The sequence below is a fragment of the Prevotella sp. P6B1 genome (assembly GCF_000702825.1).
Lineage (GTDB): Bacteria > Bacteroidota > Bacteroidia > Bacteroidales > Bacteroidaceae > Prevotella.
Genome location: NZ_JNKF01000001.1, coordinates 40,361 through 56,838 on the forward strand (window position 1 = coordinate 40,361; position 16,478 = coordinate 56,838).

The window sequence follows — 16,478 nt, forward strand, 5'->3', positions numbered from 1 at the left end:
AATGGTTTGTGAGAATTGTCATAAAGAAAATAGAAGCATAGCTAAGTTTTGCAAGTGGTGCGGACAGCCCCTTGCAAGTACTGATTTGCTTGATAAACTGGTAGGACTTGATGAGGTCAAAAACCAGTTGAAAACCATTGTGGAGACTTATACGTTTCTGCGTTCTCGCAAAGATATCGCAAATGCCCGTATATCCCTTAATGCTGTGGTTATCGGCGAAACAGGTACGGGTAAGACTGCTTTAGCCGAAATTCTGCGTGATTACTTCTATCAGCATAAAATCATTGAGAAACCCAAGTTGATGATGGTGGATGCTGTAGATTACCAGCGTTTTGTAGATAAGTGGGATGATAATATTAAGAATGCAAAGAACGGAATATTGTTCTTCGATAATGTACAGAAACTGCTGCCAGATAAGTATTCCAATCAGGTGAACCCGCTCGACAAGCTATTTGTCGAAATGGATAAGTGGGAAGATAATCCTATCGTAATTATCTCAGGACTCTCGAAGGGATTGGAAGACTTCCTGGAGAGCAATCCAGCTGTAGCGAACCGATTCAAGTACACGTTCCGTATGACAACGCCTGGTTTCCAGGAACTGACTCAGATCTGTAAGTTGAACCTGAGACTGAAGTATGGTATTACGGAGTTCTCGCCTGAGGCAGAAAAGCAGTTGGCCCGTTTCTTTAAGTATCAGGTAAAGATTAAAGACGAAACTTTTGGATATGGACATTTGGCCAACAAGACGGCAGAAGACATCTTCACACAATATATCAGTCGTGGTGCCAATGCTACCAGAGTGGAGGTCGGCGATATCAAGGGATATGTACCTGAGGAGCGTTCGGTAGAGGATATCCTGAAGGATCTGGATACCTACATTGGCATGGACGAGGTAAAGGCCGCCGTGAAGGAAATGGCTTACTCTGTACAGAATGCCATGCAACGTGCAGAACGTGGACTTGGTGAACAGGAGAAAATGTCGATGCACATTATTCTTACAGGTAATCCTGGTACAGGTAAGACTACTATCGCCCGTAAACTTGGTGAGATATTGGCATCTATAGGCTATCTTGATAGCGGTCACGTTGTAGAAGTGGACCGTGCCAAGATGGTGAGTCAGTATCAGGGTGAGACGCCTAAGGTTGTTGATGCATTATGCGACAAGGCTAAGGGTGGAATCCTGTTTGTTGATGAGGCTTATACGTTGGCTCCTGTAAGTGCTTCGGGCGATAGAGACGCTCAGGGGGCACAGGCGCTGGAAAAACTGATGAAGCGTATGGAGGATGATCGCGGACAGTTTATCGTGATTGCTGCTGGCTATCGCACGGAGATGGAAAATCTGTTCCGTGTGAACCCAGGCTTCCGTAGTCGATTCAATTACTTCCTTGACATCAAGGACTACTCGCCTGCAGAGCTCTATCAGATTATGCAGGTATTTGCTAAACAGAAGAAGTATATCTTCTCGTCAGAGGCTGAAGCACTTACACAGAAGATGATTAAGGAGTTGTACGACTCTCGCGATAAAGACTTTGCCAACGGTCGTACAATGCGTACTCTCTTCGACCAGATATGCAAGAAGCAGGCACAGCGCCTGCAGGGCGCAAACATCTCGCTGATGAGCAACGAGGAACTCATGACCATCAAACCAGAGGATGTGCCATACGAGGCTCCACAAAGCGTCAGCGCCGACGACTGTCTGAAGAAACTCGATGGACTTGTTGGACTTTCTGGCGTAAAGAAAGAAATCGCGAATCTCACCGCCTATCTCAATTTGCAGATTGCTCGCGGAGATACCAATACCTTCCAAGGTAAGCATTATGTATTTACAGGTAATCCAGGAACAGGTAAGACTACTGTGGCTCGTATCATGGCCGATATATTCAAGACACTCGGTGTAGTGTCGAGGGGACAGCTTGTTGAAGCCGATCGCTCTAAACTGGTAGCAGGATTTGCTGGTCAAACAGCTATCAAAACTAATCAACTGGTAGATCAGGCTATGGGTGGTATACTGTTTATCGATGAAGCATATACATTGAAGTCGAGTGATAATGATACCTTTGGATCAGAAGCCATTGATACATTGTTGAAGCGTCTGGAAGATGATCGTGGTAAGTTTATTTGTATCGTGGCGGGTTATACCGACCAAATGCACGACTTTATCGATACTAATCCAGGTCTGAAGAGTCGCTTCACACAGACTATCCACTTTGATGACTATACACCAGACGAGCTGACTGAGATATTCCTTCATTTGGCTGCTGGCAAGAACTTCACTGTCGACGAGGATACCAGAGCTGCTATTCATCGTCTGTTCGAACAGCTCTATCTGCGTCGTGACAAGAACTTCGGTAATGCCCGTGAGGCACGTCGCATCTTCAACGAAGCCATTGAGCGTCAGAGTCAGCGTCTTGTCAAGCAAATGTCTGTTCCAGGTTTCAAGGAGAGCGATATGTTCGCTCTTACGAAGGAAGACCTGCCAATGTCTCAGGCAGAGGCTGCACGTCCGCTCGATGTGGTACTCAACGAAATCGAGGAGTTCATTGGTATGCGCAGCGTCAAGGATTCTATTCGCAGGTTGGCTGTTCAAAGTATGTTCATGAAGCAGCGTGCTGCTATGGGTGCAGGTAATGTACAGCAGATGGCGATGAACTTTATCCTGACAGGTAATCCTGGAACAGGTAAGACATCAATAGCCCGTAAGATGGGTGAGATACTTCAGGCAATGGATATCCTGCCAACCTCACATGTGATAGAGGCCAGTCGTGCAACTCTTGTAGGAAAATACATGGGTGAGACACCGAAGATTGTGAACAATATGTGTGACAAGGCTATGGGCGGTATCCTGTTTATCGACGAGGCATACACCCTGAGCGATGGCGGCGATATGTATGGCAAGGAGGCTATCGATACCCTGATGAAACGTATGGAAGACGATCGTGGCAAGTTTGTGGTAATCGCAGCTGGTTACAAGGATAAGATGGATGAATTCCTGATGATGAACGCCGGACTGGCCAGCAGATTCTCCCACAAGTTACATATCGATGACTATGATGCCGACGAGCTGCTTGCTATATACAAGCATATGGCTCAGAAGGAGCAATACAAGCTTACACCGGAGTCAGAGCTTAAGGCCCTCGATAAGATCTATAAGATGGTTCTTATGAAGTCGGATTCTTGGGGTAATGCCCGTGAAATGCGTAACCTGCTCGATTCTACTATCCAGAATTTGTCGGAGCGTGTATCCATGCTGCCGCCTGATCAGGTTACAAAGGAAACATATCAGATTATACTACCAGAAGATATTTAAAGAAAGATGATTATTTGTCCAGCATGTAGGGAAGGAATAGATGACGATTCCCATTTCTGTGACCAATGTGGGCAGGAGCTGTTGTTCTGTAAGCAATGCGGTCATGTAGGGTTAGGAAGACGTTGCACTCGTTGTGGCGGCTTGATGGCCTTGCGTCATGATCGTGTTGTCGTTGAAAAGCAGCCCGAGGCGGTTGTTAGTATGGCTAATATATCGTCTAATGTTTCGTCTAATGTTTCGTCCAGCGTTTCGTCAAACATATCACCCAGCGTATCGTCAAACATATCGGTGACACCAGGATTCTCCATTTCTCAGGTAGGTCCTTCACGTGGAGGTATTCCTGTCATGACATTAACTAATGATAGCCTCAATATACGAATTGTTGCCATGAATGGCGCTATCATTGGGCGCCGTAAAGGACCGTATGTCCAGTTCTTTGAGCAGCATTCTTATGTGTCGGGCATTCATGCTCAGCTGAAGTATAAGTCGGGGACTGGTTGGTGCGTCATTGATAAGAATTCATCTAATGGAACAAGGGTTAATCAACAACCCATCCAGCCTGATGTTGAAACGATGTTGAAGAATGGTGATGTGCTGATGATTGCCAATATAAGTCTCCAAGTGATAATAAAATAGTAAGTAATATAGTAAGATGATAACAATACACATGACTGCAGCCAGTAAAGTGGGTTGCGTACGTAGTCAGAACGAAGACATGGTGCTGTTAGGAAATCATTTTGTAAGGAATGATAAATTCGAGACTCGTGTTGATTTGACAAATGGTGATAGGTATATTGTGGCTGTTGCTGATGGTATGGGTGGTCATAATCGTGGTGATGTTGCCAGCAGTGATGCTTTGCACAATCTGCAGTTCTTTTTCCATGATCTGCCTATTGGCCTGAATCCAGAGGCTATCAATCAGATGTTTATTGGATGGTTGGATCACATCAATAATATCGTTGCTTCGAAGGGACGTTCTGACGAACAGTATAAAGGTATGGGTACAACCTTGGTGGGACTGGTGTTCTATGAAGGTGAATTCTATTCGCTGAATTGTGGCGATAGCCGCTTGTACCGTTTTCGGGATGGTGAGCTTACCCAACTTACAACCGACCACTCACTGAGTAATATGTTGGGTTCAAGTCATCATTCTAATGTTATCACGAATTGTATCGGAGGAGGTTGTTCAACTTCTTTCATGGATATTGTGAAGATGACTGCGGATGTAAAGGAAGGGGATTTGTATCTGTTGTGTAGTGACGGATTGACCGATATGTTGCCGGATTCAATCATTACCACGCTCCTTTCTACTGGTTCTGATGCCAACAACCTATGTGATGCTGCTGTTGCTGCAGGAGGCTTGGATAATGTGTCATGTTGTATTGTGCAATTTTAAAATGTTGAATAGGAAGAAAAAGAAATGCCACTAAGATTACCAGACAGACTGCCCGCCATAGATATTCTTAAGAACGAGAATATCTTTGTTATGGATAACTCGCGGGCCACAACTCAGGATATCCGTCCGCTTAAGATTGTTATATTGAATCTGATGCCTCTGAAGATTACTACGGAGACAGATTTGGTGCGACTGCTGTCGAATACACCTTTGCAGATGGAAATAAACTTTATGAAATTAAAAAGTCATACCCCCAAGAATACGCCGATAGAGCACATGATGATGTTCTATCGTGACTTTGAATCAATGCGTAACGAGAAGTTTGATGGTATGATTATTACAGGTGCGCCAGTAGAGACGATGGACTTTGAAGACGTAACCTATTGGGACGAGATTACCGATATCTTTACATGGGCCAAAACCCACGTCACCAGTACCTTATATATCTGTTGGGCTGCTCAGGCTGGCCTTTATTACCATTATGGTGTGCCCAAGTACCCTTTAGAAAAGAAGATGTTCGGCATCTTCCCACAAACACCTGTTGATACAAAACTGCCCATCTTCCGTGGGTTCGACGATGTGTTTATGATGCCTCATAGCCGTCATACCGAGATTCATCGTGAGGACGTATTGGCAAATCCAGAACTTACACTTTTGGCCGAATCGCCTGAGAGTGGTGTCAGCATGGTGATGGCGCGTGGTGGTCGTGAGTTCTATATTACCGGACACTTGGAATATGCGCCAAATACACTCGATAACGAGTATAAGCGCGACCGTGGTATCCGCGACGATGTGGATATGCCTAAGAATTACTATCGCGATGATAATCCTGATAATGCCCCAGTAGTAACCTGGCGTGCACATGCCAATCTGTTGTATAACAACTGGATAAACTACTATGTTTATCAGGAAACACCGTATAATATCGAAGAAATCAAGTAAGCTAAGTGACAGCATTAGAATTGTTAGCTCCTGCCAAAAATCTGGCATGTGGTATCGCTGCCATCGATCATGGTGCCGATGCTGTTTATATTGGTGCACCTAAATTCGGTGCCCGTGCGGCTGTGGGTAATAGCGTTGATGACATCCGGGAATTATGTGATTATGCGCATCAGTTTGGTGCCAAAATCTATGTAACGCTCAATACCATTGTCTATGATCATGAACTTGATGAGGCACAAAAACTGATTAACCAGTTGGCTGAGATTGGTGTTGATGCCATCTTGGTTCAGGATATGGGCTTGCTGCAGTTTATGCAGGATAAGCCTTTTGAGATTCATGCCTCTACGCAGACCGATAACCGCACAGCCGACAAGGTACGCTGGTTGCAACAAGTAGGGTTCTCGCGTGCTGTCCTTGCGCGTGAGCTTTCCGCAGAAGAGATAGCGGACATCCATCGTGAGGTTCCTGATATGGAACTCGAAGTATTTGTACATGGTGCATTATGTGTCAGCTATTCGGGCATTTGTTATGCTTCGCAGTATTGTTTCCAGCGTAGCGCCAATCGTGGTGAGTGCGCTCAGTTTTGCCGTATGCGTTTCTCGCTCGTCGATGCTGATGGAATAGAGATTGAACATGAGCGTTACCTGCTTTCGCTCAAGGATATGAATCAGAGCGAGAATCTTGATAAACTCATTGAGGCAGGTGCAGTGTCGTTCAAAATCGAAGGACGCCTGAAGGATGTGGCTTATGTGAAGAACGTAACCGCTGCCTATAGCGAACGCCTTAATACCTATATCCGTAAGCATGCCGATCAGTATTGTCGTGCGTCGAAGGGACATTGCGAATATACGTTTACACCAAATCTAAATCGTACGTTTAATCGCGGCTACACCACATACTTTATGAATGGACGACAGCCAGATATAGCCTCGTTTGATACGCCTAAAGCTGTCGGTGAGTTTGTGGGGAAGGTGAAGGAAATCCGTCACGATAGTTTTAATGTAGCAGGAACTGCCAGCTTTGCCAACGGCGATGGCTTATGTTTCTTGAATCAAAACAGACAATTTGAAGGTTTTCGTGCTAACCGGGTGGTTGGTAATAGAATCTATCCTTTCAAGATGCCTGCAGGATTGCGCCCAGGAATGTCGCTTTATCGTAATAACGACCAGGAGTTTGAACGTATTCTTTCTAAACCCAGTGCTACACGTAAACAGCCTATCAGCATCACTTTGCATGCTGTGGATGATGGCTATGAGCTGAGTGCAGATAAGATAACGTTGCGTTTCCCGGCAGAGCATCAGTTGGCACAGAAATCGCCTCGTGAGAATCTGGTTCGTCAACTCTCTAAGTTAGGTGATACTATCTACGATTGCAAAGAGGTGATAGTGCCTGATGATTTCAATTATTTCATTCCTAACAGTCAATTGGCTAATATGCGTCGTCAGTTGATCGAGGCTCTTGTACAGCCACACCATAAGGTGAAGCGTCCAGTAGTCCGTGTAAATCCTGGTGTGAAAGAATTGAGTTATCTTAATAATATATCCAATCACCAAAGTGCCATGTTCTATGGTACTAATGAATTGTCTGCTTATGAACTGAAAGGTGGCGATGGACCTATTATGCAGTGTCGTCATTGTATTCGCTACTCATTGGGTTACTGTGTGAAACGTGGTGGTAAGCGTCCTACATGGCGCGAACCTCTTTCTTTGGTATTGGGTGATGGTCGTCGATTCCGTTTGGAATTTGATTGTAAGCGTTGCCAGATGAACGTCATTGCTAGTGAATAAAGAATAGTGAATAGTTTGAGAAATTATAATACGATTCTGCGAAGATTGATGAGAGTATTGCTCTTGTCACTATTTGCTGTTAACTATTCATTATTCACAACTTCCTGCTATAATCGTGGACCTATTACGCCCGATGCTTGGGATCTCACAGAAAAACAGCTCGACTCCATATCGTTCTATACCACCCATCATTATACGCAGAACTATAATTTTGTGGTGACGGGTGATTCACTGGTGGTTGTTGAACAACAGCCAGAGGATATGTCGGTACCAGATGTTGTGAGCATTGAAATTGAGTCAATTGGCGAAGAGATGAAGAAAGACTCAATCACGTTGCGTCGCCATGAGCATCTGGTGGTAGCAGATATCAAGACTGTTCCTTCTGATACCATTGACTCTGTGTGGGTGAAAGTAGCACGTGATCAATTGACCTTCGGATGGGTGCATGAGAACGAGCTGCTTGCCAAGGTTTCGCCTGATGATCCTATCAGTCAGTTTATCGATACTTTCTCTAATATCCACCTCTTGGTGTTTATGGCCTTCTGTGTTCTCACAGGTGCAGCTTATGGCTTGCGTCGCTTAATGAGAAAGGGATGTAAGATTGTACATTTCAATGATATACCGTCATTCTATCCTTCGCTATTGTGTCTGCTAATAGCTTCATCGGCTGTGCTCTATAGTAGTATACAACTTTTTGGACCGGAAACGTGGCGGCACTTCTACTATCATCCATCGCTAAATCCCTTTGCACTACCATTCTGGCTGGGGGTGTTTATCTCGTCGGTCTGGGCGCTGGTTATTGTTTCGATAGCTACAGTGGATGATGTAACGCGAATCCTCTCACTTGGTGAGGCTATCCTCTATTTGGTGGGACTAGCAGCAGTATGTGCTGTACTCTATGTCGTATTCAGCATAACCACCTTGTATTATATAGGTTATCCATTGCTTGTGGCCTATTACTATTTTACAATTAAGTGTTATAAGCATTAGACGATCATCAAGTCACTCATAATCATATCGCTTACAAAGAGTCCCTCTTTTGTGAGCGATAACTTTTTGTCGATGAGCTTGAGCAGTCCTGCATCTAAATGGCGTTGGGCGTTGGTGAGACAAAATTCTCTTTGGCCATCGGATAAGGTGCTGATATCTAAACCGTCGCTTGTTCGTAGTGCTACCGTGATAGTATCGTTATATTGCGTATCTTCATCGAGTGTCTCCATTTCAAATACGCGTTTGCCTTGCTCTATACCTTCGATATACTTATGGATATCAGCCACGTTCCAACTACGTGTCTGGATATCGTACGAATGTGCAGCTGCTCCTATGCCGATATAGGGGACACCTTGCCAATAGCTGCTATTGTGACGTGAACGATACCCAGGACGGGCAAAGTTGGAAATCTCGTAATGCTCATAGCCCGCAACTTCCAGTTTCTCTAATAGCATATAATACATCTGTCGTTCAAGTTCCTCGTCAATCTCTGAGACTTTGCCTTGCTCCAGTAGCCGGTAGAGTGGGGTGCCTTCTTCGTACATCAGACAATAGGTAGATATATGCTCAACGCCAAGTTCTAAAGCTTGTTCTATGTCATTTTCCCACTCATTGATGGTTTGATGGGGAAAACCGTACATCAAGTCGATACTGATATTCCGCTCTCCTGCCTGGCGAAGTGTTTCGACGGCTTGTCGAACCTGCGAGGCTGTGTGGCGGCGGCACAGAAATTTGAGTCGTTCGTTGTTGAATGTCTGTGCCCCCATACTGATACGGTTGATGGGGAGCTGTTGTAATCCTGTAATTGTCTCTGCTTTTACGTCGTCGGGATTCATCTCGATAGTTACTTCGGCATCAGGTTCCACCTTATTATATATATATATTGTATCAAGAATCTTCTTCAATTGGTCAATTGATAACTGGCTGGGAGTGCCTCCGCCAATATATATCGTACTGATAGGAGTACTCGTTTTTCTCATCTCAATCTCCTTGCATACGGCTTGTGTATATGCTTCGCGGAGATCCAGCCCCGTGGTAGAATAGAAGCCGCAATAGATGCACCGACTGCTACAAAAAGGAATATGAATGTATAATCCTGCCATTTTTGGGTTATTTTGCTTGCAAAAATACTAATTTAGTTTAATATTTGAAAGATTCTTTTGGTGTTTTCTCAAAAAATACCTAATTTAGTGCCCGATAATAAGTATTCACCTAAAAACCAAAAAAGATATGAAGGTATATCAGACTAACGAAATCAAAAACATTGCACTTATTGGCAGTGCGGGTAGCGGCAAGACCACTCTTGCCGAAAGTATGCTTTATGAAGCAGGTATTATCAAACGTCGTGGCTCAGTAGAGCAGAAAAACACTGTTAGCGACTATTTCCCAGTAGAACAGGAATATGGTTACTCAGTGTTCTCGACAGTTTTTCACGTTGAATGGAACAATAAGAAGCTCAACATCATTGACTGTCCAGGTTCTGACGACTTCGTAGGTGGCTCAATCACTGCAATGAACGTCACAGACCAGGCTGTTATTCTTATTAATGGCCAGTATGGTCCAGAGGTAGGAACGATGAATGCTTTCCGCAATACAGAGAAGTTGAAGAAACCCGTTATCTTCCTGGTAAACCAGTTGGATCGCGAGAATTGCGACTTTGATCAGATTCTGAATCAGCTCAAGGATATCTATGGTCCTAACTGTGTCCCAGTTCAGTATCCAATAGCCACAGGTCCTGGTTTCAATGCTGTGATTGATGTGCTTCTGATGAAGAAGTACTCTTGGAAGCCCGAGGGTGGTGCTCCCATCATTGAGGATATTCCAGCTGACCAGTTGGAGAAGGCTAAGGAAATGAAGGCGAAGCTGGTTGAGGCCGCTGCCGCTGGTGACGATACCTTGATGGAGAAATTCTTCGAGAGCGAGGATCTGAGCGAAGACGAGATGCGTGAGGGTATCCGCAAGGGTATGGTTACTCGTAGCATTTATCCAGTGTTCTGTGTTTGTGCAGGTAAGGATATGGGTGTTCGCCGTCTGATGGAGTTCCTGGGTAATGTGGTTCCATTCGTAAGCGACATGCCTGTTATTCAGAATGCTGCCGGTCAGGATGTACCTGCTGATGCAAGTGCGCCTACATCGCTCTATTTCTTCAAGACAGGTGTTGAGCCACATATTGGTGAGGTATCTTACTTTAAGGTTATGAGTGGTGTGGTTAAGAGCGGTGACGATCTTACCAATGCTGATCGTGGTTCTAAGGAGCGTATGGGTACTATCTACGCTTGTGCTGGCGCTAACCGTATTCAGGTTGATCAGCTCGTAGCTGGTGATATTGGCTGTACTGTTAAGCTGAAGGATGTAAAGACTGGAAACACTCTGAATGGCAAGGATGTAGAGAATAAGTTCAACTTCATTAAGTATCCTAACTCTAAGTTCTCTCGTGCCATTAAGGCTGTCAACGAGAGTGAGACAGAGAAGATGATGACCGCTCTTCAGAAGATGCGTCAGGAGGATCCTACATGGGTTGTTGAGCAGTCTAAGGAATTGCGCCAGATTATTGTTCATGGTCAGGGAGAGTTCCACCTGCGTACCTTGAAGTGGCGTATGGAGAACAACGAGAAGATCCAGATTGAATATATCGAGCCAAAGATTCCTTATCGTGAAACCATCACCAAGATGGCCCGTGCAGACTATCGTCATAAGAAACAGTCGGGTGGTGCCGGTCAGTTCGGTGAGGTGCACCTCATCGTCGAGCCTTATACCGAGGGCATGCCCGATCCTACATCGTTCAAGATCAACGGTCAGGAGTTCAAGATGAATATCAAGGGTAAGGAGGAGATCAACCTCGACTGGGGTGGCAAATTGGTCTTCATCAACTCAGTGGTTGGTGGCGCTATCGATATGCGTTTCATGCCAGCCATCCTCAAGGGTGTGATGGAGCGCATGGAGCAGGGTCCGCTCACTGGCTCGTATGCCCGCGACGTGCGTGTCATCGTCTATGATGGTAAGATGCACCCCGTTGACTCTAACGAGCTCTCGTTCATGCTGGCTGCACGTAATGCCTTCTCTGCAGCCTTCAAGGAGGCTGGTCCAAAGGTGCTTGAGCCAATCTATGATCTTGAAGTGCTCGTTCCTGGCGACTATATGGGTGATGTGATGAGCGACCTCCAGGGCCGTCGTGCCATCATCATGGGTATGGACTCAGAGGCTGGCTATCAGAAGCTCAGTGCCAAGATTCCTCTCAAGGAGCTGTCAAGCTATTCTATCGCCCTGAGCTCGCTCACTGGTGGTCGTGCTTCGTTCTCTACCAGCTTCTCCAGCTACGAGCTCGTGCCAAACGATATCCAGCAGGCACTCATCAAGCAGCATGAGGAAGAGATGAAGGATGAGGATTAATCTTCACGCCATATTTTAAGTTGGAATCCCCGCTATTTTGATAGTGGGGATTCTTTTGTCTTAGTTAAAATGTCGCAACTAAAAAATCGCAAACTTGTTAATTTTGTGAAATACACAACAAATAATTAACACATTTGGACCTCTGTATTAAGAAATCGCTTATCTTTGCAGTTGTTATGAAGAAAAGAACGATTTGGATTATAGCAATTATAATGGGACTCTCATTTGTAGGGCTGCTCTACCTTCAGATTTCGTATATCGAAGAGATGGCGAAAATGAAGAAAGAACAGTTTGATGAGTCGGTTAATCGAAGCCTCTATCAAGCATCGCGAAATCTTGAGATGAATGAGACGTTACGCTATCTTGAGAAGGATGTCAAGGAGACAGAACGTAAGGCTATTCGACAGGATTCTGTGATGGTTGATGGTCTTGATGGAACTATTAAACATGCGCATCAGTTTGCTGTGGCAGCCGATGATGGTACTGTTTATTCCAGTTTTGAGCTGAAGACCTTTGCTATTCGTCCGGCCAATGTGCCTAAGGCCATGATTCTCCGTACTGACAAGAACAGTATCTCCGAAGCCTCTAAGTCATTGCAGGAAATCGTGCGTAATCGCTATGTATATCAGAAGGCGTTGCTCGACGAAGTAGTTTACAATATCCTATATACCGCCAGTGATAAGCCACTGAAAGAGCGAATTAACTTCAAGTTGCTCGATCAGGATATTCGTACTGAATTGCTCAATAACGGTATCAATATACCTTATCATTTTCGTGTTGAGACATCTGACGGACGAGAGGTATATCGCTGTCCAGAATATTCGGCCGAGGGCGAGGAGTATGTTTACAAACAGACTTTATTCCGCAATGACCCATCGTCTAAGATGGGCGTGGTGAAAATCCACTTCCCGGATATGAGCTCTTATATCTTCTCGAGTGTGCGTTTCATGATACCAGCTATGGTATTTACGGTGGTATTGTTGCTCACGTTCCTCTTTACTATTGTGGTAATCTTCCGCCAGAAGCGCCTCACTGAGATTAAGAACGATTTCATTAACAATATGACCCACGAACTGAAGACACCTATTGCGTCTATTTCACTGGCAGCCCAGATGATGAACGACGAGAGCGTGACTAAGTCGGAGCAGATGACCAAACACCTGAGTGGTGTCATTACAGATGAATCAAAGCGTCTACGCTTCCTTGTAGAGAAAGTGCTCCAGATGTCGATGTTTGATAAGAAGAGTATCGTTTTCAAGAAAAAGGAACTCGATCTGAACGAGATGATAGAGAATATTGCATCCAGTTTCTCGCTGCGTGTAGAGCATACTGGGGGTAAGATCTATACCGAAATTGAGGCTGTTGATTCGGCAATCTATGTGGACGAGGTTCATTTCCAGAATGCGATTACCAATCTGATGGATAATGCAGTGAAGTATCGCAAACCCGAAGAGCCGATAGATATCTATATTAAGACTTGGAACGATAAGGACCGTTTGTGTTTCTCTATTCGCGACACAGGCCTGGGTATTAAAAAGGAGAATGTAAAGAAGATCTTCGACAAGTTCTATCGTGTTCATACGGGAAATGTCCACGATGTCAAGGGCTTTGGCTTAGGTTTGGCTTACGTTAAGAAGATTATCACTCTGCACGAGGGCGAAATCAAATGCGAAAGCGAATTGGGTAAGGGAACCACTTTTACAGTGTCGCTACCCATATTAAAAGAAGACGAACAATAAAATTATTTTTTAACTCATAAAAACAGAATTATGATGAACGACGACAAACTGAAAATCTTGCTTTGCGAGGACGATGAGAACCTCGGAATGCTGCTTCGTGAGTATTTGCAGGCCAAGGGCTTTGTTGCAGAACTTTGTGCTGATGGTGAAGCTGGTTTCAAGGCTTTCCTCAAGACAAAATTCGACATCTGTGTGCTCGATGTGATGATGCCTAAGAAGGATGGATTCACACTTGCTCAGGAGATTCGTGCCGCTAATACCGATGTGCCCATTATCTTCCTGACTGCTAAAACACTCAAAGAGGATATTCTTGAGGGCTTCAAACTGGGTGCCGATGATTATATCACCAAACCCTTCTCTATGGAGGAGCTCGTATTCCGTATTGAGGCTATTCTGCGCCGTACTAAGGGTAAGAAGAGTCGTGAGTCTACGGTATATCGTCTGGGGCAGTTTACATTCGATACGCAGAAGCAGTTGCTCCAGATTGGTGAGAAACAGACTAAGCTTACTACCAAGGAGAATGAATTGCTGGCTCTGCTCTGTAGTCATTCAAATGAGATTCTGCAGCGCGACTTTGCTTTGAAGACCATTTGGATCGACGACAACTACTTTAATGCACGCTCAATGGATGTTTATATCACCAAGTTGCGTAAGCATCTCAAGGACGATCCTCAGATTGAGATTATTAACATTCACGGTAAGGGTTACAAGCTGATTACCCCTGAGGTAGAAGACGAGTAAATCATAGCTGTGAAGAAAAGTCTGATTAATACATATTTGGGAGTAGCACTGGTTTTAACTGGTGCTCTCCTTTTGATTGTCAGTTTCCTGATAGGTTTTACACGCTATAATCTGGTGTTACTTACTGGACTGATAATCATTATTTTAGGAGCGGTTTTTCATGTTAGACAGCAGAAAAAAGGTGAAAAGTATTAAATATTCTTAAATAACTGGTGGCTGTCAATTCCGAATTGACAATTCTCAATTAATATTTGTACCTTTGCACCCGCTTTAAGCAAAATATTAATTAATAATTTATTTTTTAACGTAGTATGAATCAATACGAAACCGTTTTCATTTTAACTCCCGTTTTGTCTGATGAACAGATGAAGGAAACGGCCGCAAAATTCAAGAAGGTCCTGACCGATAAGGGTGCAGAGATCATCAATGAAGAGGCCTGGGGATTGAAGAAGATGGCTTATGCTATTCAGAAGAAGTCTACAGGTTTCTACTGCCTGGTAGAGTTCAAGGCTGAGCCAGAAGTGATTAAGACATTGGAGACTGCTTTCCGTCGTGACGAGAAGGTGATTCGTTTCCAGACAGTTAAACTTGACAAGTATGCAGTTGAGTACGCCGAGAAGCGTCGTGCAAAGCTTGGTAAAAAAGAGGAGGCTTAAACTATGGCAGAACAGAGTGAAATCCGTTATTTGACAGCTCCTTCTATCGATACAAAGAAGAAGAAGTATTGCCGTTTCAAGAAGAGCGGTATCAAGTACATCGACTACAAGGATCCCGAGTTCCTGAAGAAGTTCCTCAACGAGCAGGGTAAGATTCTTCCCCGCCGCATCACTGGAACATCTCTGAAGTATCAGCGTCGTGTGGCTCAGGCCGTTAAGCGTGCCCGCCAGATCGCACTGCTGCCTTACGTAACCGATTTGATGAAATAATTAAAGAGGAGGACGCAAGATTATGGAAATTATACTGAAAGAAGATATTATCGGTCTGGGATTCAAGAACGATATCGTGAATGTAAAGTCAGGCTATGGCCGTAACTACCTCATCCCTCAGGGTAAGGGTGTTATCGCCAGTCCTTCAGCTAAGAAGATTCTCGCAGAGAACCTGAAGCAGCAGGCTCACAAGCTGGCTGCCCAGAAGGCCGCTGCTGAGGAGAAGGCTGCTCAGTTGAATGGTGTTGCCCTCGAGATTGCTGCTAAGGTTAGTGTTACAGGTCAGCTCTATGGTTCTGTAGGTGCTGCTCAGGTAGCTGAGGAGCTCGCTAAGCTCGGTAAGGAGGTTGATCGTAAGATCATCACCATGAAGGACGCCAAGAAGATTGGTGACTATGTAGCTCTGGTACACTTCCACAAGGAGGTAATCGTTGAGCTCCCTGTAAAGGTAGTTGCTGAGAACGCTGCTGAGTTGCAGGCTGCTGCTGATGCAGAGGCTGCTATCAAGGCTGCTGCTGACGCCAAGAAGGCTGCTGCTGATCAGGCTGAGGCTGTTGAGGCTGAGGTTGAGGCAGAGGAGGAAACTCCTGCTGAGGCATAATCAACAATGCAAGCATTTAAATCATAACAATTAATAACTGCTGTAAGGCATCATTATTTATTATGACATCAGTGTCCCGAGGATTTATTTCCTCGGGATTTTTTTGTATTCTCATTCCCAAACCTGCCAGGCATCTATCTCTTTCAGCAGTCTGTTTAGAGAGCGCTCGCAATCTTCAGGATACGTAAGGGTTTGTACAAACCAGAGTTTACGGTGGCGCACAAACTTAGCATAAAAGCGCCGCCCGGTAATCTGGCCTGTATCGCTATGCAACGAGCCGGAAAGAATAAAGAAGTTCTTGCCTTTATGTTGGTGAGTGGCATAGAGTTCGGCGGCGTATTTGCTGGTTGCTTGATCAATGCTGAGCGAATCGGTATTAGGTTGAACGAAGGCCGACTGCACAATCTCAATGCTGTCCTGCCAGAAGCTGAACCTGCAGCTGCCTTTCTCCATCAGTGAATCGTCGGTTGGTTCGAAAAACATCGGATACTTGATGGTATAATCGTAATCATCATCATGATATACCACCATCCGGGTCAGTGTCATCGCTCGTTCCAGCTTTTCGGCCAATGGTTGGTCATCGCAGCCGCTACAGTTCGACATGTATACCATCAACGCCACAAACGCTCCAAATGATAAGAACAGGAACTTCTTCATAA

General features: G+C 44.8%; 15 protein-coding genes. 13 read left to right on the forward strand and 2 right to left on the reverse strand.

All coding sequences use genetic code 11. The annotated features are described in order from the left end of the window. The first annotated feature begins 1 nt into the window (after window position 1). The 6 genes from T495_RS0100185 to T495_RS0100210 all read left to right on the forward strand — a co-directional run bounded on the left by T495_RS0100185 (window position 2) and on the right by T495_RS0100210 (window position 8,422). Entirely contained in the window at window positions 2–3,307 is a 3,306-nt protein-coding gene (locus T495_RS0100185) for an AAA family ATPase (RefSeq protein ID WP_081831945.1), read from the forward strand. Between the two features lie 81 nt (window positions 3,308–3,388). Next, a complete protein-coding gene (locus tag T495_RS15435) occupies window positions 3,389–3,943 on the forward strand; it encodes an FHA domain-containing protein (protein ID WP_197020314.1) in 555 nt (184 codons plus the stop codon). A gap of 16 nt (window positions 3,944–3,959) precedes the next feature. Next, window positions 3,960–4,703 (forward strand): PP2C family serine/threonine-protein phosphatase, encoded by a 744-nt coding sequence (locus T495_RS0100195; protein WP_028903934.1) that lies wholly within the window; start codon window positions 3,960–3,962, stop codon window positions 4,701–4,703. Window positions 4,704–4,727: 24 nt separating this feature from the next. After that, on the forward strand, window positions 4,728–5,645 hold the full coding sequence (metA, locus tag T495_RS0100200; protein ID WP_028903933.1) for a homoserine O-succinyltransferase: 918 nt from the start codon (window positions 4,728–4,730) through the stop codon (window positions 5,643–5,645). Window positions 5,646–5,650: 5 nt separating this feature from the next. Further along, window positions 5,651–7,432: a U32 family peptidase gene (locus T495_RS0100205; protein WP_033147203.1), complete on the forward strand. Its 1,782-nt coding sequence runs from the start codon at window positions 5,651–5,653 to the stop codon at window positions 7,430–7,432. A gap of 48 nt (window positions 7,433–7,480) precedes the next feature. Continuing rightward, a complete protein-coding gene (locus tag T495_RS0100210) occupies window positions 7,481–8,422 on the forward strand; it encodes a hypothetical protein (protein ID WP_028903931.1) in 942 nt (313 codons plus the stop codon). On the opposite strand, the gene hemW is transcribed toward T495_RS0100210, so the two are convergent. Beyond that, window positions 8,419–9,525 (reverse strand): radical SAM family heme chaperone HemW, encoded by a 1,107-nt coding sequence (gene hemW, locus T495_RS0100215; RefSeq protein ID WP_033147204.1) that lies wholly within the window; start codon window positions 9,523–9,525, stop codon window positions 8,419–8,421. The two genes, T495_RS0100210 and hemW, sit on opposite strands and share 4 nt — an antisense overlap. 127 nt (window positions 9,526–9,652) lie before the next feature. On the opposite strand from hemW, the gene T495_RS0100220 reads away from it, so the two are divergent. The 7 genes from T495_RS0100220 to rplI all read left to right on the forward strand — a co-directional run bounded on the left by T495_RS0100220 (window position 9,653) and on the right by rplI (window position 15,819). Then, on the forward strand, window positions 9,653–11,812 hold the full coding sequence (locus tag T495_RS0100220; protein WP_028903929.1) for a translation factor GTPase family protein: 2,160 nt from the start codon (window positions 9,653–9,655) through the stop codon (window positions 11,810–11,812). Window positions 11,813–11,988: 176 nt separating this feature from the next. Further along, window positions 11,989–13,551 (forward strand): sensor histidine kinase KdpD, encoded by a 1,563-nt coding sequence (locus T495_RS0100225; RefSeq protein WP_028903928.1) that lies wholly within the window; start codon window positions 11,989–11,991, stop codon window positions 13,549–13,551. A gap of 33 nt (window positions 13,552–13,584) precedes the next feature. After that, entirely contained in the window at window positions 13,585–14,292 is a 708-nt protein-coding gene (locus T495_RS0100230; protein ID WP_033147223.1) for a response regulator transcription factor, read from the forward strand. 9 nt (window positions 14,293–14,301) lie between these two features. After that, the gene (locus T495_RS15665) at window positions 14,302–14,487 is read left to right on the forward strand and encodes a hypothetical protein (RefSeq protein ID WP_155950117.1); all 186 of its coding nucleotides are present in this window, start codon (window positions 14,302–14,304) and stop codon (window positions 14,485–14,487) included. Window positions 14,488–14,603: 116 nt separating this feature from the next. Continuing rightward, window positions 14,604–14,948 carry a 30S ribosomal protein S6 gene (gene rpsF / locus T495_RS0100235; protein WP_013063574.1) on the forward strand — a complete coding sequence of 115 codons (345 nt, stop codon included), beginning with the start codon at window positions 14,604–14,606 and terminating at the stop codon, window positions 14,946–14,948. A gap of 3 nt (window positions 14,949–14,951) precedes the next feature. Beyond that, complete coding sequence (rpsR, locus tag T495_RS0100240; RefSeq protein WP_013064765.1) at window positions 14,952–15,218, forward strand: 30S ribosomal protein S18; 267 nt, start codon at window positions 14,952–14,954, stop codon at window positions 15,216–15,218. Between the two features lie 22 nt (window positions 15,219–15,240). Continuing rightward, window positions 15,241–15,819 carry a 50S ribosomal protein L9 gene (rplI, locus tag T495_RS0100245; protein ID WP_028903926.1) on the forward strand — a complete coding sequence of 193 codons (579 nt, stop codon included), beginning with the start codon at window positions 15,241–15,243 and terminating at the stop codon, window positions 15,817–15,819. 111 nt (window positions 15,820–15,930) lie between these two features. Here the strand turns inward: rplI and T495_RS0100250 are convergent, their stop codons facing one another. Beyond that, window positions 15,931–16,476 carry a hypothetical protein gene (locus T495_RS0100250; RefSeq protein WP_033147224.1) on the reverse strand — a complete coding sequence of 182 codons (546 nt, stop codon included), beginning with the start codon at window positions 16,474–16,476 and terminating at the stop codon, window positions 15,931–15,933. Window positions 16,477–16,478 lie beyond the last annotated feature (2 nt).

Bases quoted from the DNA above. Each gene is read 5' to 3' on its own strand.
- T495_RS0100185 (WP_081831945.1), top strand. From the start codon at position 2: ATGGTTTGTGAGAATTGTCATAAAGAAAATAGAAGCATAGCTAAGTTT.
- T495_RS0100195 (WP_028903934.1), top strand. From the start codon at position 3,960: ATGATAACAATACACATGACTGCAGCCAGTAAAGTGGGTTGCGTACGT.
- metA (WP_028903933.1), top strand. From the start codon at position 4,728: ATGCCACTAAGATTACCAGACAGACTGCCCGCCATAGATATTCTTAAG.
- T495_RS0100210 (WP_028903931.1), top strand. From the start codon at position 7,481: ATGAGAGTATTGCTCTTGTCACTATTTGCTGTTAACTATTCATTATTC.
- hemW (WP_033147204.1), bottom strand. From the start codon at position 9,525: ATGGCAGGATTATACATTCATATTCCTTTTTGTAGCAGTCGGTGCATC.
- T495_RS0100220 (WP_028903929.1), top strand. From the start codon at position 9,653: ATGAAGGTATATCAGACTAACGAAATCAAAAACATTGCACTTATTGGC.
- T495_RS0100225 (WP_028903928.1), top strand. From the start codon at position 11,989: ATGAAGAAAAGAACGATTTGGATTATAGCAATTATAATGGGACTCTCA.
- T495_RS0100230 (WP_033147223.1), top strand. From the start codon at position 13,585: ATGAACGACGACAAACTGAAAATCTTGCTTTGCGAGGACGATGAGAAC.
- rpsF (WP_013063574.1), top strand. From the start codon at position 14,604: ATGAATCAATACGAAACCGTTTTCATTTTAACTCCCGTTTTGTCTGAT.
- rpsR (WP_013064765.1), top strand. From the start codon at position 14,952: ATGGCAGAACAGAGTGAAATCCGTTATTTGACAGCTCCTTCTATCGAT.
- rplI (WP_028903926.1), top strand. From the start codon at position 15,241: ATGGAAATTATACTGAAAGAAGATATTATCGGTCTGGGATTCAAGAAC.
- T495_RS0100250 (WP_033147224.1), bottom strand. From the start codon at position 16,476: ATGAAGAAGTTCCTGTTCTTATCATTTGGAGCGTTTGTGGCGTTGATG.